This window comes from Achromobacter sp. UMC46 (assembly GCF_014170335.1).
GTDB lineage: Bacteria > Pseudomonadota > Gammaproteobacteria > Burkholderiales > Burkholderiaceae_B > Achromobacter.
Genome location: NZ_LZZS01000033.1, coordinates 60,497 through 80,424 on the forward strand (window position 1 = coordinate 60,497; position 19,928 = coordinate 80,424).

Annotated in this window: 17 protein-coding genes and 1 pseudogene; 14 read left to right on the forward strand and 4 right to left on the reverse strand. The window is 67.4% G+C overall.

Going from position 1 to position 19,928, the window contains the following annotated elements; all coding sequences use genetic code 11:
* Window positions 1-56: 56 nt before the first annotated feature.
* The 3 genes from A9973_RS22125 (at window position 57) to upp (ending at window position 3,521) form a co-directional block, all read left to right on the forward strand.
* Window positions 57-1,211, forward strand: a complete 1,155-nt coding sequence (locus tag A9973_RS22125; RefSeq protein ID WP_183015823.1) for an ABC transporter substrate-binding protein — start codon at window positions 57-59, stop codon at window positions 1,209-1,211.
* Between the two features lie 91 nt (window positions 1,212-1,302).
* On the forward strand, window positions 1,303-2,751 hold the full coding sequence (gene dacB, locus A9973_RS22130) for a D-alanyl-D-alanine carboxypeptidase/D-alanyl-D-alanine-endopeptidase (protein WP_183015824.1): 1,449 nt from the start codon (window positions 1,303-1,305) through the stop codon (window positions 2,749-2,751).
* A 131-nt stretch (window positions 2,752-2,882) separates the two neighbouring features.
* Window positions 2,883-3,521, forward strand: a complete 639-nt coding sequence (gene upp / locus A9973_RS22135) for a uracil phosphoribosyltransferase (RefSeq protein ID WP_183015825.1) — start codon at window positions 2,883-2,885, stop codon at window positions 3,519-3,521.
* A gap of 47 nt (window positions 3,522-3,568) precedes the next feature.
* On the opposite strand, the gene cysG is transcribed toward upp, so the two are convergent.
* Complete coding sequence (gene cysG, locus A9973_RS22140) at window positions 3,569-4,984, reverse strand: siroheme synthase CysG (RefSeq protein WP_183015826.1); 1,416 nt, start codon at window positions 4,982-4,984, stop codon at window positions 3,569-3,571.
* Between the two features lie 109 nt (window positions 4,985-5,093).
* On the reverse strand, window positions 5,094-5,675 hold the full coding sequence (locus A9973_RS22145) for an ANTAR domain-containing response regulator (RefSeq protein ID WP_183015827.1): 582 nt from the start codon (window positions 5,673-5,675) through the stop codon (window positions 5,094-5,096).
* Between the two features lie 391 nt (window positions 5,676-6,066).
* Between A9973_RS22145 and A9973_RS22150 the strand changes: the two genes are divergently transcribed.
* From A9973_RS22150 to A9973_RS22190, 9 genes and pseudogenes are all read left to right on the forward strand, one after another.
* Window positions 6,067-7,368, forward strand: a complete 1,302-nt coding sequence (locus A9973_RS22150) for a CmpA/NrtA family ABC transporter substrate-binding protein (RefSeq protein WP_183015828.1) — start codon at window positions 6,067-6,069, stop codon at window positions 7,366-7,368.
* A gap of 29 nt (window positions 7,369-7,397) precedes the next feature.
* Complete coding sequence (gene ntrB, locus A9973_RS22155; protein ID WP_183015829.1) at window positions 7,398-8,228, forward strand: nitrate ABC transporter permease; 831 nt, start codon at window positions 7,398-7,400, stop codon at window positions 8,226-8,228.
* A 4-nt stretch (window positions 8,229-8,232) separates the two neighbouring features.
* Window positions 8,233-9,123 (forward strand): ABC transporter ATP-binding protein, encoded by an 891-nt coding sequence (locus A9973_RS22160; RefSeq protein ID WP_183015830.1) that lies wholly within the window; start codon window positions 8,233-8,235, stop codon window positions 9,121-9,123.
* A gap of 21 nt (window positions 9,124-9,144) precedes the next feature.
* A pseudogene (locus A9973_RS22165) lies at window positions 9,145-10,359 on the forward strand (NAD(P)/FAD-dependent oxidoreductase); the annotation flags it as partial.
* 10 nt (window positions 10,360-10,369) lie between these two features.
* Window positions 10,370-13,162, forward strand: a complete 2,793-nt coding sequence (locus tag A9973_RS22170; RefSeq protein ID WP_183015832.1) for a nitrate reductase — start codon at window positions 10,370-10,372, stop codon at window positions 13,160-13,162.
* Window positions 13,163-13,183: 21 nt separating this feature from the next.
* Window positions 13,184-13,909, forward strand: coding sequence for a hypothetical protein (locus tag A9973_RS22175; protein WP_183016010.1), 726 nt, complete (start codon window positions 13,184-13,186; stop codon window positions 13,907-13,909).
* An 83-nt stretch (window positions 13,910-13,992) separates the two neighbouring features.
* Window positions 13,993-14,310 carry a YqjD family protein gene (locus tag A9973_RS22180; protein WP_183015833.1) on the forward strand — a complete coding sequence of 106 codons (318 nt, stop codon included), beginning with the start codon at window positions 13,993-13,995 and terminating at the stop codon, window positions 14,308-14,310.
* Window positions 14,311-14,379: 69 nt separating this feature from the next.
* Window positions 14,380-14,796, forward strand: a complete 417-nt coding sequence (locus A9973_RS22185; RefSeq protein ID WP_183015834.1) for a phage holin family protein — start codon at window positions 14,380-14,382, stop codon at window positions 14,794-14,796.
* Between the two features lie 3 nt (window positions 14,797-14,799).
* Window positions 14,800-15,162 (forward strand): hypothetical protein, encoded by a 363-nt coding sequence (locus tag A9973_RS22190; RefSeq protein ID WP_183015835.1) that lies wholly within the window; start codon window positions 14,800-14,802, stop codon window positions 15,160-15,162.
* Window positions 15,163-15,275: 113 nt separating this feature from the next.
* On the opposite strand, the gene ubiD is transcribed toward A9973_RS22190, so the two are convergent.
* Window positions 15,276-16,820 (reverse strand): 4-hydroxy-3-polyprenylbenzoate decarboxylase, encoded by a 1,545-nt coding sequence (gene ubiD / locus A9973_RS22195; RefSeq protein WP_183015836.1) that lies wholly within the window; start codon window positions 16,818-16,820, stop codon window positions 15,276-15,278.
* 82 nt (window positions 16,821-16,902) lie between these two features.
* On the opposite strand from ubiD, the gene A9973_RS22200 reads away from it, so the two are divergent.
* A complete protein-coding gene (locus A9973_RS22200; RefSeq protein WP_183015837.1) occupies window positions 16,903-17,721 on the forward strand; it encodes a transglycosylase SLT domain-containing protein in 819 nt (272 codons plus the stop codon).
* On the opposite strand, the gene A9973_RS22205 is transcribed toward A9973_RS22200, so the two are convergent.
* Complete coding sequence (locus tag A9973_RS22205) at window positions 17,718-18,878, reverse strand: pyridoxal phosphate-dependent aminotransferase (protein ID WP_183015838.1); 1,161 nt, start codon at window positions 18,876-18,878, stop codon at window positions 17,718-17,720. The genes A9973_RS22200 and A9973_RS22205 overlap by 4 nt on opposite strands.
* Before the next feature lie 43 nt (window positions 18,879-18,921).
* Between A9973_RS22205 and A9973_RS22210 the strand changes: the two genes are divergently transcribed.
* Window positions 18,922-19,818 carry an FAD-binding protein gene (locus tag A9973_RS22210; RefSeq protein ID WP_183015839.1) on the forward strand — a complete coding sequence of 299 codons (897 nt, stop codon included), beginning with the start codon at window positions 18,922-18,924 and terminating at the stop codon, window positions 19,816-19,818.
* Window positions 19,819-19,928 lie beyond the last annotated feature (110 nt).

Sequence of the window (19,928 nt, forward strand, 5' to 3'; positions counted from 1 at the left end):
GTAGCGGATCGGCGCAATGCGAAAAACGATATCCGCGTACCCAAGGAGACAACCGCATGACCCCTCGTCGCACCCTGATGGCCGCCGCCCTGGCGGCTTTGCTGGCTACGGGCGCCGCGCCCGCGCTGGCGCAAGTGAAGATCGGCGCCACCCTGTCCACGACCGGCCCGCAGGCGTCGCTGGGCATCCCGGAGCGCAACACCATCAGCCTGCTGCCCACCGAGATAGGCGGCATGAAGGTCGAATACGTGGTGCTGGACGACGCCTCGGACACCACCCGGGCCGTCAGCAATTCCCACAAACTGATTTCCGAGAACAAGGTCGACCTGATCATCGGATCCACCACCACGCCCAACACGATGGCCATGCTGGACACCGTGGCGACGGGCGCCACGCCGGTGATCACGCTGGCCTCGTCGGCCCGGCTGATCGAGCCGGTGGACGACAAGCGGCGCTGGGTGTTCAAGACGCCGCACTCGGATTCGCTGATGGCCGAAGGCATCGCCAGGCACGCCGCCGCCAACGGCGTGAAGAAGCTGGCCTTCGTGGGGTTCAACAACGCCCTGGGCGAGACGTTCTGGGTGGAAATCGAGAAAGCCGCCAAGAAGCACGGCATCGAGGTCGTCGGCAAGGAAAGCTTCGCGCCGACCGACACGTCCGCCGTGGCCCAAACCCTGAAACTGATCGGCGCGGCGCCCGATGCCGTCGTGGTCGGCGCCTCCGGCACGCCGGCCGCCATGCCGGCCCGCGACCTGCGCGAACGGGGTTTCAAGGGCAAGATCTATTTCAACCACGGGGTGGCCAATAACGACTTCCTGCGGGTGTGCGGCGCGGCGTGCGAGGGGGCGTGGGTGCCGGTGGGGCCGGTGATGGTGGCCGACCTGCTGCCCGACAACAATCCCGTCAAAGCCACGGCCCAGGGGTTCGCCAAGAAGTACGAGGCCGCCAACGGCGCGGGCAGCGTGTCGCTCTTTGCCGCCTACACCTGGGATGTGGGCCTGCTGCTGCAACAGGCCATTCCCGTGGCTCTGAAGACCGCCAAGCCCGGCACGCCCGAATTCCGGGCGGCGCTGCGCGACGCGCTGGAAAACGTCAAGAACCTGCCCACGGCGACCGGCGTGGTCAGCATGAGCCCGACCGACCACAACGGGCTGGACGAACGGGCGCTGGTGATGGCGACGGTGGCCTCCGGCAAGTGGCGGCTGCAGTAAAGCGCGTGGCGGGCGGGCCTCTTCCGCCCGCAACCGTCCCAGGTTTTGTATGCTCTCGGTTTTGCAGGACTAGCAACCGGGTGGACGCAGCATGACGGGACAAGCGAAAAAGCGGGTGGGCGGGCTGAGGCAATGGCTGGCCGGCGGGCTGCTGACCCTGTCGGCGGGCACCGCCTGCGCGCAGGTCCAGGGCCTGCCGCCCAATGTGATGAACGCCTGGAAGGCCAGCAAGCTGCCCGACAGTTCGCTGTCGCTGGTGGTGCAAGAATTGGGCGGGCAGCGCATGGTGGCGCTGAACGCCAAGGAATCGCGCAACCCGGCATCGGTGATGAAACTGGTCACGACCTGGGCGGCGCTGTCCGAACTGGGTCCGAACTACGTCTGGCGCACCGAATTCATGACGGCGCCGGGCGCGCGGCCGGACGCCAAGGGCGTGCTGGCCGGCCCGCTGTACCTGCGCGCCGGGGGCGATCCCCAATTTCTGATGCAGGACCTGTGGGCCCTGCTGCGCGAGCTGCGCTTGCGCGGGGTCAAGCAGATCAACGACCTGGTCATCGACCGCAGCATCTTCGGCCAGGTCGCCACCGACCCCGGCGCCTTCGACGGCGCCCCGGACCGGGCCTACAACGCCAGCCCCGACGCCCTGATGGTGGGTTTCGGCGCGCTGCGCCTGTTGTTCACGCCGGACGCCGCCGCCCACAAGTGGGTGCCGTTGATCGATCCGCCGCTGCCCGGCCTGAAGATCGAGGGCAATGTGGAATGGAGCGACGTCCGCTGCCCGGGCCCCCCGGTCGTGACGACCGAACCGCTGATCACCCAGCAGGGCGTGACGATCCGCGTGGGCGGCAAGGTGGCCGGCTCGTGCGGGGAATTCAGCCTGTACCGCCTGGCCCTGTCGCAGCCCGACTACGCCACCGAAATCTTCCGCATGCTCTGGAAAGAGCTGGGCGGCACGTTCAAGGGACAAGTTCGGTCCGGGATGGTGCCGGCGGACGCCGTCGTGCTGGCCTCGCACGATTCCCCCACCCTGGCCGAGGTGATCCGCCAGATCAACAAGCGCAGCAACAACGTCATGGCGCGCACGCTGCTGCTGACCCTGGGTGCGGAAAAGGGCCGCCGGCCGGCCACCGTGACCAGCAGCGAGGCCGTGGCCAAGGGGCTGCTGGCCAAGCAGGGGCTGGACATGCCTGAACTGGTCATCGACAACGGCGCCGGCTTGTCGCGCGAGGCCCGGGTGTCGGCCGACAGCCTGGCGTCGATGCTGACGGTGGCCTGGAATTCGCCGGTCATGCCGGAGTACATCTCATCCTTCGCGATCGCCGGGGTGGACGGCACCGTGCGCCGCCGCCTGAAGGGCGACGGCACGCTGGGCATGGCCCACCTGAAGACCGGATCGTTGCGCGACGTGCGCTCGATCGCCGGCTATGTGCTGGGCGCCAGCGGCAAGCGCTATGTGGTGGTCAGCATCGTCAACCATGAGCAGGCGGGCGCCGTCCGCGCCTTCGACGACGCGTTGATTGCCTGGCTTGCAGACCAATAGGCCATTTTCTTTCTAAACCGATTACGATCCTCGGGAGTGGCCCCCAAAGCGGGCAACGCAAGCGTTGCGCCGTTCCGGTCGCGCCTGAGGCGAAAAACCCCGTCTTTTCAATATTCTGGAGTGTTACGCACATGCCTGTGCACGAAATCCGCCATCCGTTGATCCGCCATAAGCTCGGGATCATGCGTCGCGCCGACCTCAGCACCAAGAGCTTCCGAGAGTTGTCGCAGGAAGTGGGCGCGCTGCTGACCTACGAAGCGTCCAAAGACCTGCCGCTGGCGCCGACCACCGTGCAAGGCTGGTGTGGCGAGGTCCAGGTCGAGAAGATTGCCGGCAAAAAAGTCACCGTGGTGCCCATCCTGCGCGCCGGCATCGGCATGCTGGATGGCGTGCTCAGCCTGATTCCGGGCGCCAAGGTCAGCGTGGTGGGCGTGGCCCGCAACGAAGAGACGCTGGAAGCGCATACGTATCTGGAACGCCTGGTCGGCGAGCTGGACCAGCGCCTAGCGCTGATCGTCGATCCGATGCTGGCGACCGGCGGTTCGATGGTTGCCGCCATCGACCTGCTCAAGCGCGCCGGCTGCAAGGAAATCCGCGCGCTGGTCCTGGTGGCCGCGCCCGTCGGCATCGACGCCGTGCTGGCCAAGCACCCGGACGTGCATATCTACACGGCGTCCATCGATGACGGCTTGAACGAGCATGGCTACATCATGCCGGGCCTGGGCGATGCGGGCGACCGGATCTTCGGCACGACCCAGAAGACGGAATGATGCTGACGGCGTAACGGGTAGCGTGCCGCCCGTTACGCGGGAATCCATTACGCCGCCAGCCGCTGCGGCCGGCCATCGATATGCTGGCCGAACCACTGCAATTGCGGCGCCAGGCCGGCGACTTCGCCCACGATCAGCAGGGCGGGCGACCGGATGCCATGCGCGACGGCCAGTCGGGGCAGTTCTTCCAGCGTGCCCGACAGCACGCGCTGTTCGGGCCGGCTGCCATTTTCGATCAGCGCGAACGGCGTCTGGGCCGACCGGCCATGGTGCAGCAGGCGGCGGGTCAGCAATTCCAGCTGGCCCACTCCCATATAGAACGCCAGCGTCTGCCGCTCGCGCGCCAGCGCGGGCCAGTCCAGATTGTCTTCGTCTTCGCGGCAATGCGCCGTGATCAGCCGCACCGATTGCGCATGCTCGCGATGCGTCAGCGGGATGCCGGCATAGGCCGCACAGGCCAGCGCGGCCGTGATGCCGGGCACCACTTCATAGCGCACGCCATGCGCGCGCAGATATTCCAGTTCTTCACCGCCACGTCCGAAAATGAACGCGTCGCCGCCTTTCAGGCGCACCACGCGGCGGCCCGCCCGCGCATGCTCGACCAGCAGCGCGTGGATGCGCGCCTGGGTGGCGTGGTGGTTTTCGCCGGGCAGCTTGCCCACCGGCACGCGGTCGGCGTCGCGGCGCGCCAGCGACATGACGTCGTCGCTGACCAGACGGTCATACAGGATCACGTCGGCTTCGTTCAGCGCGCGCAACGCCTTAAGCGTCAGCAGGCCGGGGTCGCCGGGGCCGGCTCCCACCAGCACCACGCTGCCTTCGGCGGGCGCCAGCGGTGCGGCCAGCGCGTCGGCCAACGCGGCTTCAGCCCGCGTGGGCTGCTGCTGGCGCAGGAAGCCGGCCACGGGGCCGTCCAGCAGCCAGTCGTAGAAGCGGCGGCGCGCGCCCAGGTCGGGATGGCTGGCCCGGATGCGCTTGCGGTAGGTGGCGGCCAGGCCGGCCAACTGGCCCAGCGTGTGGTCGAACAGGGACTCGATGCGTTCGCGGATGCGGCGCGCCAGCACCGGCGCCACGCCGGACGACGAGATGGCCACGATGACGGGCGACCGGTCCACGATGGAGGGCACCTGGAAGGACGACAGTTCGGGATCGTCCACCACGTTGGTGAAGATGCGGCGGGCGCCGGCGGCGTCGGACACGGCGGCGTTGGCGGCGCGGTCGTCGGTGGCGGCGACCACCAGCCAGACCTCGTCCAGCCAGGCGGGATCAAAACGGCCGGCCAGATGGCGGATGCGGCCTTGCGCGGCCAGCGCGGCCAGGGCCGGCGTCAATTCCGGCGCGCCGACGACGACGTCGGCGGCGGCTTCCAGCAGGGTGAGCGTCTTGCGCTCGGCCACGGCGCCACCGCCCACTACCAGCACCAGCCGGCCTTTCAAGTCGGCAAAAATCGGGAAAAGCTTCATCAAATGCCCGCCCCGGGCGTACCCGGCAAAATATCAACTGATCATAGGGAGCGGGTTTCATCCCCACAACTTTTGATTTCTTGAATCCATATAGCTAAAAATCATGTGGCTAGGCTTTGCCCAGCCATTGGCTCATTTCGACGACCTCCCGGGCGACCTCGCCCAAGCGCTTCTGGCTCTGCATGGCGCGTTCGCGCAACAGGCGGTGCGCTTCGTCCTCGGGGATGGCGCGCGCCTTCATCAGGATCCCCTTGGCCTTTTCCACCCACTGGCGGTCGGCCAGGCGCATTTGCGCCTCGCGCAGTTCTTCGCGCCGCGACTTCTCCATGGCGAAGCGTTCGATCGCCACCGTCAGCAACGGTTCGATGCGGGCGGCCGGCACGTCGCCCACCACGTAGGCCGCGACGCCGGCTCGCAGCGCGGTGCGGATGGTGTCGCGGTTGCCGTTGTCGGTGAACATCACAACCGGGCGGTCGCTGTGCTCGCTGGCCACGCAGACGTTTTCCAGTGTGTCGCGCCCGGGGGCGTCGCTGTCGATCAACACCACGTCGGGCGCTGCCTGCGCGATGGCGGCGGCCAGGTCCATGCCCGGCGCCACTTCCGACACGATGCGCACGCCCGCCGCAGCAAGCGTCTGCCGCAGCGACGCCGCGCGCCCTTCGCCATCGTTCAGCAACATCACCTTGAGCATGAGACCCCCCGTATGCTTCCGTTGATGCAAGTTCCGTGCCATCCGGCTGGCCCGCGGGGCGGCGCGGCGGGGCACAGCGCCAGGGCGCGCGCCGCACAGGCATGGTGCGCCGCCGCATCGACGCATGCACCAACTTGGTTCGAGGTGGGGGCGCGGGCGCAGGCGGGCAACGTGCGGGTCAGGCGCAAAGCCAGCATTGGCGTAGGGCGCGGGCGCATCCGGCAGACAAGCCGGCCGCCTGGCACGATGCTTGCTTAAGAGGTAACGGGGACCAACGGCGGTCGCCCGATGCAACGCGCCGCAATTCGCGGCAAGGAACAACGACGTTCCGCAGCGCCAATGGACTGGGTTCCATGGCGCGCGGGACGTTTTTTTTTGCCAGGAGCCATGCATGACGCCAGTGACACGTAGCCCCTCTGCCCGCCCCGCCGCCGGCGCGGACCAGACCGCCGACGCCGGCCGCCGCAAATGGTTGAGCGGAACGGCGCGCGCCGTGGCGGGCGCCAGCCTGTTGTCGCTGGTCGATCCGCTGGTGCGCGCAGGCGCCTGGGCGGCGGGCACCGACGCGCCAGAGAAGACCGAGGTGAAGATCGGCTTCATCCCGCTGACGGATTGCGCGTCGGTCGTGATGGCCTCGGTGCTGGGCATCGACAAGAAGCATGGGGTGACGATCACGCCGTCGAAGGAGGCCTCGTGGGCGGCGGTGCGCGACAAGCTCATGAACGGCGAGCTGGACATGGCGCACGTGCTGTACGGGCTGGTCTACGGCGTGCACCTGGGCGTCGGCGGGCCAAAGAAGGACATGGCCGTTCTGATGAACCTGAACCAGAACGGCCAGGCGATCACGCTGTCGAACAAGCTGCTGCAGGCCGGCGCGCGCGACGGCGAATCGCTGGCGAAGCTGATGGCGGCCGACAAGCGCGAATACACCTTTGCGCAAACCTTCCCGACCGGCACGCACGCCATGTGGCTGTATTACTGGCTGGCGGCCTACGGTATCAACCCGATGAAGGACGCCAAGGTCATCACGGTGCCGCCGCCCCAGATGGTGGCGAACATGCGTGTGGGCAACATGGACGGCTTCTGCGTGGGCGAACCCTGGGGGGCGCGCGCCATCATGGACAAGATCGGCTACACCGCCGTGACCACGCAAGGCATCTGGCAGGACCACCCTGAAAAGGTGCTGGGCACCAGCGCGGAATTCGTGTCGCGCCATCCGAACACGGCGCGCGCCGTTACCGCGGCCATCCTTGAGGCCGGGAAATGGATCGACGCGTCGCCGGCCAACCGCCAGAAGACGGCTGAAACCATCGCCGCCAAATCCTATGTCAACACGGACGCCAGCGGCATCGTGGACCGCATGCAGGGCCGCTACGACGACGGCTTGGGCAAGTCGTGGACCGACGCGCACGCGATGCGCTTCTATGCCGACGGCGCAGCCAACTTCCCGTATCTGAGCGACGGCATGTGGTTCCTGACGCAGCACAAGCGCTGGGGCCTGTTGAAAGAGCATCCCGACTATCTGGCGGTGGCCACGCAGATCAACCGCATCGAACTCTACAAGCAGGCCGCGTCGGCCGCTGGCGTGGCGTTGCCCGCCAGCGAGACGCGCCGCTCGACGTTGATCGACGGCGTGGCGTGGGACGGCAGCAACCCCGCGGCTTATGCCGACGGGTTCAAGGTCAAGGCCTGAGCGCCGACACGGAAATAAAGGGGCATGCAATGTCTACCGTAACGAATGTGGGTCGCGCCGACGCGATATTCGCCGCCGGGCGCGAGAGGCTGGAATCGGTACTGAAGGCCTTGGCGGGCCCGGTGGCCGGTTTCGCGCTGTTCGTGCTGGTGTGGCAGGTGGTGGCCATGCGTATTCCGGAGATCCCGACGCCGGGCGTCACCTGGCATGCAGCCGTGGAATTGTTTTCGGATCCATTCTATGACAACGGCCCCAACGACAAGGGAATCGGTTGGAACCTGCTGGCGTCGCTGGAACGCGTGGCGATCGGCTTCGGGCTGGCCGCGGTGATCGGCATCCCGGTCGGGTTCGCCATCGGCCGGTACGCCGCGATCAACGCCATGTTCTCGCCCATCGTGAGTCTGCTGAGGCCAGTGTCGCCGCTGGCCTGGCTGCCGCTGGGGCTGCTGCTTTTCAAGGCGGCCAACCCGGCCGCGATCTGGGCCATCTTCATCTGTTCGATCTGGCCGATGATCATCAACACCGCAGTGGGCGTGTCGCGCGTGCCGCAGGACTACCTGAACGTGGCGCGGGTGCTGAACCTGTCGGAATGGAAGGTCACGACCAAGGTGCTGCTGCCGGCGGTGCTGCCTTACATGCTGACCGGGGTGCGCCTGTCCATCGGCACGGCGTGGCTGGTGATCGTGGCGGCCGAAATGCTGACCGGCGGCACGGGCATCGGCTTTTGGCTGTGGGACGAGTGGAACAACCTGAAGGTCGAGCACATCGTCATCGCCATCTTCGTGATCGGCATCGTGGGGCTGCTGCTGGAAACCCTGCTGGTCGCGCTGGCCCGCCGATTCACCTACACCGAGGAATAGCGCCATGAAGAAATTCGTACGCATCGAACGCGTGGGCCAGACGTTCACCACCCGCAAAGGCGCTTTCGTGGCGCTGCGCGACATCGACCTGACGGTGGACCAAGGCGAGTTCATCACGCTGATCGGCCATTCGGGTTGCGGCAAGTCCACCTTGTTGAACCTGATCGCCGGGCTGACGCGTCCGACCAGCGGCGTGCTGCTTTGCGCCGAACGCGAAATCACCGGCCCGGGACCGGACCGGGCGGTCGTGTTCCAGAACCATTCGCTGCTGCCGTGGCTGACCTGCTTCCAGAACGTGTACCTGGCCGTCGAGCGCGTCTTCGGAGGCAAGGAAAAGCGTCCGCAACTGGCCGAGCGCACGCGCGCCGCGCTGGAGCTGGTGGGGTTGCTGCCGGCGCAGAACAAGCTGCCGCGCGAGATCTCCGGCGGCATGAAGCAGCGCGTGGGCATTGCCCGGGCGCTGGCGATCGAACCGGGCGTGCTGCTGATGGACGAGCCGTTCGGCGCGTTGGACGCGTTGACGCGGGCGCATCTGCAGGACGAATTGCTGAAGATCGTGGCCAAGACCCGCACCACGGCCATCATGGTCACGCATGACGTGGACGAGGCCGTGCTGCTGTCCGACCGCATCGTCATGCTGACCAACGGTCCGGCCGCGACCATCGGCGAGATCCTGCCCGTGCCGCTGGCGCGTCCGCGCGATCGCGTGCGGTTGACCAATGACGCCACCTATCTGGAATGCCGCGCGTCAGTGGTGGATTTCCTGCACCGCCGCCACGGCAATCCCGAGCGCTCGCAGGCGGCGGCGCAGGCCAATGCGGTCCTGGACGCGACCGGTTCGGAGAGGGAGGTCGAGAGCGAGGCTGCGGCCGTCGCGACCCGCGCCGTGGCCTGAACGCCGGCCACGGGGATTCTCATGGGCACGAAGCAGAAACTGGTGGTGGTGGGCAACGGCATGGCGGGCATCCGCACGGTGGAGGAACTGCTGGCGCTGGCGCCCGACCTGTACGACATCACGGTGTTCGGCGCCGAGCCCCACACTAACTACAACCGGATCCTGCTGTCGCCGGTGCTGACCGGCGAACGGACGCTGCAGGATATCGTGCTGAACGACGAGGATTGGTATGCCCGCTACGGCATACGGCTGTTGCGCAACCGCAAGGTGACGCGGGTGGACCGCCTGCGCCGCGTCGCGCAGGCCGATGACGGCACCGAAGCGCCTTATGACCGGCTGCTGCTGGCCACCGGCTCGAACCCGTTCATCCTGCCCGTGCCGGGCAACGATCTGGACGGCGTGGTCGCCTTTCGCGATATCGGCGATGTGAACCGGATGATCGAAGCGTCGTCGCGCTATCGCCACGCCGTGGTGGTCGGCGGCGGCCTGCTGGGCCTGGAGGCCGCCAACGGATTGGCCGCGCGCGGCATGGACGTGTCGGTCGTGCATCTGGGCCACGCGCTGCTGGACCGCCAGTTGGACGGCGAGGCCTCCGCGATGTTGCAGAAGAGCCTGGAGGCGCGCGGCCTGACATTCCTGCTGGGACGCCAGACGCAGGCGATCCTGGCGGGCGACGACGGGCGGGTGCGCGCGCTGCGCTTTGCCGATGGCCAGGAGATTCCGGCGGACCTGGTGGTGATGGCCGCGGGCGTGCGTCCCAACACGGAACTGGCCGAACGCTGCGGGCTGCATGTGGACCGGGGCGTGGTGGTGACCGATACCTTGCAGACTTACGATCCGCGCATCTATGCGGTCGGCGAATGCGTCAGCCATCGCGGCACGGCCTACGGGCTGGTCGCGCCCTTGTTCGAACAGGCCAAGGTGGCGGCCAACCATCTGGCCCTGCATGGCATCGGCCGCTACGAGGGCAGCGTGACCTCGGCCAAATTGAAGGTCACCGGCATCGATCTGTTTTCAGCCGGGGACTTCGCGGGCGGCGGGCAAGCGGAGAGCATCACGTTGTGCGACGCGCTGGACGGCGTCTACAAGAAGCTGGTGATTCGTGGCAATAAGCTGGTGGGCGTCTGCCTGTACGGCGACACGGCGGACGGCGCCTGGTATATGCGGCTGATCCGGGACGGGCAGGAAATCGGCGCCCTGCGGGACCGCTTGATGGCAGGCGAAAGTCTGGCGGGGGGATAGGCGGATGAACATGCCGTCAATCGCGCGGATTCCCATCGCCGACGTGAGCGAAGGGCGCGCCGTGGCGTCGGTGTGCTGTTATTGTGGCACGGGCTGCGGCGTACGCGTCCACGTGCGGGATGGCGCCGTGCTGCGCGTCGAGGGCGACCCGACGCATCCCGCCAACCACGGAAAGCTGTGCAGCAAGGGGTTGGCGCTGGGCGACACGGTACGCCGCGACGGCGCGCGCGTACTGTCGGCGCAATGGCGCGAGGCGCGCGGCCAGCCGATGCGGGACATCGGGCTGGGGCAGGCGCTGGATATCGCGGCCGAGACGCTGGCCCGCGTGATCCGGTCGCATGGCCCCGACGCGGTGGGTTTCTACCTGTCGGGCCAGTTGCTGACCGAGGACTACGCCGTCTTCAACAAGCTGGCGCGTGCGCTGGCCGGCACCAACAATATCGACACCAATTCCCGCCTGTGCATGTCCAGCGCGGTGTCGGGCTACAAGCGCACGCTGGGCGCGGACGCGCCGCCCGCCTGCTATGAAGACCTGGAACTGGCGGATACCGTGCTGATCGCCGGCTCCAACATGGCTTACGCGCACCCCGTGCTGTTCCGCCGCCTGGAGGCGGCGCGGGCGCGCCGCCCGGGCATGAAGGTGATCGCGGTGGACCCCCGGCGCACGGACACGGCCGCGTTCGCGGACCTGCATCTGGCGATCGCGCCGGGCACCGACGTGGCCCTGTTTCTCGCCATACTGCATGTCATGGTGCGCGAAGGCCTGATCGACACCGACTACATCCAACGCCACACCGAAGGCTTCGAGGCGTTGCGGGCGCGCGTGGACGCGTATCCGCCGCAAGCGGCGCAGCGCATTTGCGGCGTGCCCGCGCAGGACATCATCCAGGCGGCCCGCTGGTTCGGCGGCGCGCAGGCGGCGCTGTCCCTGTACACGATGGGGCTGAACCAGTCCACCAGCGGCACCGACAAGAACGCCGCGTTGATCCATCTGCATCTGGCGACGGGCCAGATCGGCAAGCCGGGCGCGGGCCCGTTTTCCCTGACGGGCCAGCCCAATGCGATGGGCGGCCGCGAGGCCGGTGGCATGGCCACCTTGCTGCCGGGCCATCGGGACCCGGGAAGTGCCTTGGACCGCGCCGACGTGGCCGCGCTGTGGGGCGTGGACAAGTTGCCCGACGCGCCGGGCACGACGGCGCTGGACATGTTCGACGCCGTCCTGGAAGGGCACATCAAGGTGCTGTGGATCGCGGCAACCAACCCCGCGCAGTCGCTGCCGGACCAGGCGCGCGTGCGCGCAGCGCTTGCGCGCGCCGAATGCGTCATCGTGCAAGAGGCGTTCGCGGGCACCGAGACGCTGGCCTATGCCGACCTGGTGCTGCCCGCCGCGACGTGGCCGGAGAAGTCCGGCACGGTGACAAATTCCGAACGCCGCGTGAGCCGCGTGCAGGCAGCCATCACGCCGCCCGGCGACGCGCAGCCGGATTGGCGGCTGGCGCAGGCGGTGGCGCAGCGGCTGGCCGCCCGCATCGCGCCGGACAAGGCGGCGCGGTTCGCGTATGGCGATGAAAGCGAGGTGTTCGCGGAACACGCCCGCATGACCGCGGGGCGCGATCTGGACTACAGCGCGTTGGACTACGGCGTCCTGGGCCGCGACGGGCCGCAGCAATGGCCTTACCGCGCGGGGCGCGGCACGGCGCGGCTGTACGCCGATGGTGTGTTCCCCACGCCCAGCGGCCGCGCCCGCTTTTGCGACGTGGACTATCGGCCGCCGGCCGACGAAGTGACGTCCGAATTCCCGCTGCGGCTGACGACGGGCCGCCTGCGCGACCATTGGCACACGATGGCGCGCACGGCGCTTGCCGGCGCATTGACGCAGCATGTCGAAGAGCCGTGGGTGTCGATGCATCCGGACGATATGCGCCGGCTGAAACTGGAAGCGGGCGCGCTTGCGCGGCTGCGTTCTCGACGCGGCAGCGTCGTGCTGCCGGTGCGCGAAGACGACGGCATGCAGCCCGGGCAGGCCTTTCTGCCCATGCATTGGGGCAGCGCTTTCATGGCGGGCCTGGGCGTCAATGCGTTGACGAGTCCGGCGACCGACCCGGTGTCGCGTCAGCCCGAGCTGAAGTTCAGTGCCATTTCCGCCGAGCCCGCCGGCTTGGCGTGGCAGGCGGCGGGGTGGCTGCAAGGCGATGGCGCGGCCCTGCGCGCGCGCCTCGCGCCATGGCTGCGCCGATTCGATTACGCGGTGGTGCTGCCCGTCGGCGCCGGCGGGGTGCGGATCCGCCTGGCAACCGATGCCTTGCCGGGGCCGGCGCTTCTGGCCGAGTTGGCGGACGCGCTCGGCCTGGGCCGTGCCGATGTGGTGTTCGATGATCCCGCGCAGGGCAGGATGCGCCGGGTGGCGGTGGAGCAGGGCGCGTTGCGCGCCTTTCTGCTGGCCGGCGACTTGCGCGCGCAGGACGCGCTGCTGTCCTGGGCGGCAGGTGCGGCGGCGCCCGCCAGCGTATCCGCCTTGCTGACGGGGCGGGAGGCAGGGGCCGCAAGGTCGCGCACCGTCTGCGTCTGCAATGGCGTCAGCGAGGCGGCCATCATGGTGGGCATCGGGCGCGGTTGCGACGTGGCGGCGCTGAAATCCACGCTGGGCTGCGGCACGGGCTGCGGTTCCTGCGTGCCGGAAATCCAATCGTTGGTCGCCCGGATACCGGCCGCCGCGGTCACGAACGGACATGCGCTGGGCACGGCAACCGGTGTAGTATCAAGCCAGCCGTCGCGGGTAGCGGGCGGCGTTTTCTGATTTCTGGAGTGGCTTGTGACGATGCGAAAAATGGCATCCCTGATTTTGGCGGCTGGCGCGTTGGGCGCGGCCGCTTCGGCGCAGGCTGGCGTGTGCGATGCGCAATTCATGCATGACGGCGGCGCGGTGCAATTGACCGGTTCGGGCAATCTGTCGCTGGGTGCTGACCTGACCTTCGCCGAAGTTACAAAAAGCAATGGCGACAACTGCCGCGCGCGCGTGCAGGGCGTGGCCACCTTCGGCTACGCCGGTTTGCCGCCCGGGAAATCCAAACTGGACTACCTGATGACGGTGAAGGGCGGCCAGGCCACCTTCCTGAAATACGCCAGCGCGGGCGAAGCCCCGAAGCCTTCCGAAGGCCAGTTCGACTTGCGCATGCTGGGCCTGTTCGCCTACGACGGCAAGCTCAATGCCGGCCAGAAATTGCCCGGTTCGTCGTTCCGCTTGAAGATCGGCAAGGAGGCGCCGGTGGGCGGTCAGCCCAGCACCACAGTGCGCATCGGCGAGAAGTCCGTGGGCCAGAAGACGCCGCTGAAAACCGCACTGGGCCAGCAGTCCTGCCATCCCATCACGTATTCGCGCAATTCCGATCCTACGATGGCCACCTTCCAGGGCCTGACGATTCCGATTCCCGGCATGAACACGACGGTCACCGACTGGTACTGCCCGGCGGTGAATCTGGTGATGAAGCAGGACATCGATCAGGGCGGCGTGAAGTCAGCCGTTGAAATTACGCAGATCAAGTAGCACACGGTAGCAAGCACGTCATGCAGCGGGCATGGCGGCTGGTATGATGGTTTTGTCATAGACACACAACAGGAGCTCAAAAAATGGCCACGAGAAAATCCGAAGAAGTCGCAAAAGAAAAACTCATCGACAGTGTCAAGACCAGTTTGAATGACGCGGAAAGCCTGCTGCGCGAAGCGGCCGGCACCACCGGCGAAAAGGCAAACGAATTGCGCGAGCGCGCCATGACGTCGCTCAAGCGCACGCGCGAAGCCCTTTACGAGGCGCAAGACGCCGTGCTGGAACGCGGCCGCAAAGCCGCCCGCGCCACGGACGACTACGTGCACGACAATCCCTGGCAAGCCATCGGCATCGCGGGCGTGACCGGCCTGCTGCTCGGCTTGCTGATCAGCCGCCGCTGATAAGGCTTGAACGTCCGGGCGGGCAGCGCCGGCCATGTGCCGCGTTGCCCGCCCGGCGTTCTTGACGCCATGGGTCTACGAAAATCTGTTTTCGGAGTTGCGTCCAGCCTGGTCGGGCTGACGCGCACGCGCCTGGAGTTGCTGGCCCTTGAGGCCGCCGATGAAAAGGCACGCTTGCTCAAGTTGCTGGGCATGGCCTTTGCCGCGCTGCTGTTCCTGACGCTGGCGGTGCTGGTGTTCACGGTGACGGTGGCGGTGCTGTTCTGGCCGACCGAAGACCGCTATCTGGCCTTGGGCCTGCTGGCGGCTTTCTACGGCATCGTCGGCCTTGGGCTGCTGCTGGCGGTACGCCATGGTCTCGTGTACGGCGCGCCGCCGTTCGCGGCCACCCTGGAAGAGCTGAGCCGCGATGCGGAACTGCTGGAACGGGTCCGCGATGCGCAGGACGACGACGACGCGCCGGCACGCCGGCGCCAGGAGGACTGAGCCATGTCGAAAAGGTCTCCTACCGTCGATCGCGCCGTCCGCATCGAACTGCTGCGCGCCCGCGCCGCCATCGAACGCGAATCGCTGGCGCAAAGCATCGTGACCACCGGCCGCAGGCTGGAGCCGTCTGCGATCATCCGGGGCTTGCTGCCCCGGTTGGCCTCGGGCGGCGCGTCGCGCTGGGCGTTGCAGGCGATCACGCTGGCCCGGCGCTATCCGCTGGTCAGTTCGTCGTTGTCCACGCTGCTCATGCGGGGCGGCAAACGGTTCAAGCTGCTGAAGATCGCCGGCGGCGCACTGGTGGGCTGGCAGCTGTACAAGCTGTGGCAAAGCTCGAAAGAGGATGGCGAGTCGGACGCGCGTTAGCAGACGCGCGTTAGCAGACACGCGTTAGCAGACGCGCGTTAGCAAACAAAAACCCCGGCCAGTTCACATCGCAGGCCGGGGTTTTTATTTGCGGTGGCGGTTGTCCGCCGCCGTCACAGGCCCAGTTGGCCCCACAGGTCGTCCACGCGCTTCTTGACGTCGGCATCCATCGTGATGGGGGTACCCCATTCGCGATGGGTTTCGCCGGGCCATTTGTTGGTGGCGTCCAGGCCCATCTTGCCGCCCAGTCCGGACACGGGCGAGGCGAAGTCCAGATAGTCGATGGGGGTGTTCTCGACCAGCAGCGTGTCGCGCACCGGATCCATGCGCGTGGTCATCGCCCACACCACTTCCTTCCAGTCGCGCGGGTCGATGTCTTCGTCGACCACCACGATGAACTTGGTATACATGAACTGGCGCAGGATGCTCCACAGGCCGAACATGACGCGCTTTGCGTGCCCCGCGTACTGCTTGCGGATCGACACCACGGCCAACCGGTAGCTGCACCCTTCGGGCGGCAGGTAGAAGTCCACGATCTCGGGCAGCTGGCGGCGCAGCAAGGGCACGAACACTTCGTTCAGCGCCACGCCCAGCACCGCGGGCTCGTCCGGCGGCTTGCCGGTGTAGGTCGAGTGGTAGATCGGGTTGCGGCGCATGGTGATGCGCTCAACCGTGAACACGGGGAACCAGTCCTGCTCGTTGTAGTAGCCGGTGTGGTCGCCGTAGGGGCCTTCCAGCGCCATCTCGTAGTCGGTGTTGGCCGGCGGGTTGACGCCTTCGGGCACCACGGGCTTGACGGCGCGCGGGTCGGACGACGGCAGCAGATGGCCCTCAAGCACGATCTCGGCCCAGGCGGGCACCGACAGGTTGCTGCCCAGCGCCTGAGCCACTTCCGTGCGGGAACCGCGCAGCAGGCCGGCGAACTGATATTCGGACAGGCTGTCGGGCACCGGCGTGACGGCGCCCAGCGTAGTGGCCGGGTCGGCGCCCAGCGCGACGGCGATGGGGAAGGGCGTGCCCGGATTGGCCAGCGCATGGTCACGGAAATCCAGCGCGCCGCCGCGGTGCGACAGCCAGCGCATGATCAGCTTGTTCGGCCCCAGCAATTGCTGGCGATAGATGCCCAGGTTCTGCCGCTTGGCGTTGGGGCCGCGCGTGATCACCAGGCCCCAGGTCAGGAGCGGGGCCACGTCGCCGGGCCAGCAGGTCTGGATCGGCAGGCGGGTCAGGTCCACGTCCTTGCCTTCCCAGACCACTTCCTGGCAAGCCGGGCTTTTGACGTTCTTGGGGCTCATGTCCCACAAGGCGGCCTTCAGCATCGATACCTTGGCCAGCGCGTCGCGCAGGCCCTTGGGCGCTTCGGGTTCGCGCAGGGACGCCAGCAGTTCGCCGATGTCGCGCAGCGCGCTGACGTTGTCGGCGCCCATGCCGCGCGCCACGCGCGAGGGGGTGCCGAACAGATTGGTAAGCACCGGCATCTGCGCGGGTTGGCCGTCATGCTGGGCTTTTTCGAACAGCAGGGCCGGGCCCTCGGCGCGCAGGACGCGGTCGGAAATTTCGGTCATTTCCAGCCGCGTCGACACCGGAGCGGCAATGCGTTTCAGGTCGCCCATCCGTTCAAGTTGAGCGAGGAAGTCTCTAAGGTCGCGGTATTTCACTACAGATCCCAGCGATTTGGTTACATTTTGGGGTGAAAGAGAGGTTAACATTGACTCCCTCTTTTTCACGCAGGAGGTTTTTATGCCCGATGCGTCAGTGGCCAGCCTGTTCAGGAACATGGCCCAAGGAGTGCACCAATATCTTGCCGAGTCCTTGCGTATCTGCTCAGTCTATCTGGGCATCGCGGTGATTGTGACGGTAAGCATGGGATTTGCCTTGCCTGGTTTGCGCGATCAGGCATTGCAAGTGCACAAAGCCTTGTTGACCGCCCTAGCGCCTTCATCCATGCAAGCCGGCACCGAATCCGATGTCGGTTCCGAATTGGGTTCCGACACTGCGTCGGCAATTGCCATGGCCGTACCAACCGCTCCCGCCAGCAATGCCACCGGCATGCTGGGGCCGGCCCGCGTCGCGCCTCCGGTACCGAAGAAGCCCGCCACGGTGGCGACCGGTCCGCAGGCGGAAGCGTTGCGCAACTATATCTCGCGCAAATACAAGGTGGCGTATGACGCCACCGGTCCGCTGCTGAACACCGTGTACAAGGTCAGCCGCGAAAAGCAGCTTGACCCCTTGCTGGTCCTGGCCGTGATCGCCATCGAGTCCCGCTACAACCCGTTGGCCGAAAGCCATGTGGGCGCGCAGGGCCTGATGCAGGTGATGACCAGCGTGCACCAGGAGAAGTTCGACGCCGTCGGCAAGACCGCGCTGGATCCGATCGCCAATATCAGCGTCGGGGCCACGATCTTGCGCGACTGCATCAACCGCCGCGGTTCCATCGATGGCGGCCTGGCCTGCTACGTGGGTTCCACGGGGCCGGACGACAACGGCTACGGCGCCAAGGTGCAAGCCGAACGCCGGCGCCTGGCGTTGGCATCCGGCATCGCACTGGCCCGGGACTAAGCCCGCAGCAGTGTTCCGATGCGGGCCACGGCCTCTTCCAGCCGGTCCAGGCCCGTGGCATACGAAAAGCGCATGGTGTGGCTGCCGTGGGCCGGTCCGAAGTCCAGGCCGGGCACGGCGGCGACGCCGGCTTCCAGCAGCAGGCGCTGCGAAAACGTGGAACTGTCCATGCCCAGGCTGGCGATGTCGGCGTAGATGTAGAACGCGCCGTCCGGCTTGACCGGCACCTGGATGCCCAGCCGCTCGAATTCGGGCAGCAGGTAGTCGCGGCGTTGCTTGAAGGCTTCGCGGCGATGCTCGAAGGTCTTCAACGCCTGTTCCGTGAAGCAGGCCAGGGCGGCGTGCTGGGCGAGCGTGGGCGCGCAGATCTGCAAGCTGGCGGCGATCTTCTCCACCGGGGCCACCATGTCCTCGGGCACGATCATCCAGCCCAGGCGCCAGCCCGTCATATGGAAATACTTCGAGAAGCTGTTGATGATGATGACATCGTCGTCCAGCGTCAGCGCGGAGCGCGCTTCGCCCTCATACGACAGGCCCAGGTAGATTTCGTCGACGATGGCGAAGCCGCCGCGCTGGCGGACCTGCGCCAGCAGGTCGGCCAGTTCGTCCGGGGCGATCGACGTGCCGGTGGGGTTGCTGGGCGAGGCCACCATGACGCCTTGCGTGGCCGGGGACCAGTTCCGCGCCACGTCCTGGGCCGACAACTGGAAACGTTTTTCCGCCGAGCTGGGAATCAGGCGCGGCACGCCGCCGGCCGCCAGCACGAAATTGCTGTTGGCGGGGTAGGACGGGTCCGGCATCAGCACTTCGCCGCCGCTGTTGACCAGCGCCGCGCAGGCCAGCGTCAGCGCGCCAGAAGCGCCCGCGGTGACAATGACGCGCGCCGGACTGATCCGGGCGCCGAACTTGTCATGGTAGAACTGCGCGATGGCTTCACGCAGCGGCATCAGGCCGGCGGGCGGGCTGTAGCCGCTCAGGCCGGCGCGGGCCGCGCGCTCCAGCGCTTCCACGACCTGAGGGGGCGCGGTAAAGTCCGGTTCGCCGATGCCCAGGCTGATAATGTCTTTACCTGCCGCTTGCAGCGCCTGCCCTTGCTTGAAGAGTTCCACTGCGTGGAAAGTCAGAAAATCATGGGTGCGCGTGGCAAGGCGGGGCATTGGATTCTCGAAAGCGTTTTGTAGCGGAAAAGGAATTGTAGTCATGCAGCCATCCCGGCGCGCCTTCCTGCTTGGCCGCAGGCCGGCCCAGACCCCCTGGGCGGCCTTCATGCAGCGTTTGAAACTGCTGTGCCAGGGGCAGGTCAATGACCTGGGCGAAGACGGCCCCGGCGGGGCGCAGGCCGTCTTGACCCCGTTGCGCGATGCCGATGTCGCGCATGCGCGCACGCTGTGCGCGGAGTACCGCGTCGTGATGGCGCTGGAAGGGGCGACGGGGCCTTACGTGCCGGCCGCCGGCCCGCGCCTGCGGATCGACCCGTCCCGGATGGCCGGCCTGGCCCGTCTGGCAGGCGATGCGCCGCGCTGGCGGGCCCAGCCAGGCGTGCCGCTGGCGGCGCTGACCCAGGCTGGATTGCGGCAATTCGACGGTTATCCCGGCGCCATGACGCTGGCCGAATGGCTGGCCGCGCCCGCGCCGTGGCCCGCAGGGGGCTGCGCGGCGTCGGGCGTCCTGTCCGCAGAGGTGATGCTGGCCGACGGCATCGAAGAATCCTTGGGGCCCTTCGGCGAGGCCGACGTGCAGCCGCTGCGCTCGGCCACGGTGCAAAGCCTGGTGCCCGAGCTGTTCAAACTGGCCTCGGGCGGAGACGCCTTCGCCACCCGCGACGGTTGCCACTGGCTGGGACGCTACCGGCTGGACGCCTTGAAGCCCGACGCGCCGGCCACCGTGAACCTGGCGCACCTGCTGCTGGGGCACGGCGGCACGCTGGCCTGGGTGCAAGCCGTGACGCTGACCGATGCGCCGGCGTTTCAGGCGACGGGCGCGACGGCCGAGGCGCCGGAGGCGCCCGGATTGGCGACGGTCCGGCTGGACGGCCGCGTCAAGGCGCTGTTCGACCCCGATGGTCGTTTTCCCTTATTCATGCCCCGTGAAACCTGACATCGTTTCAGCTTACTGTAAGATTTCGCCGCTCGTCTCGAACGAAGGGGGAAGGCGCCGCGGACGTATCGCGCCGCGCCTCATGGGAATAGAATTCCCCCCTCTTTCCG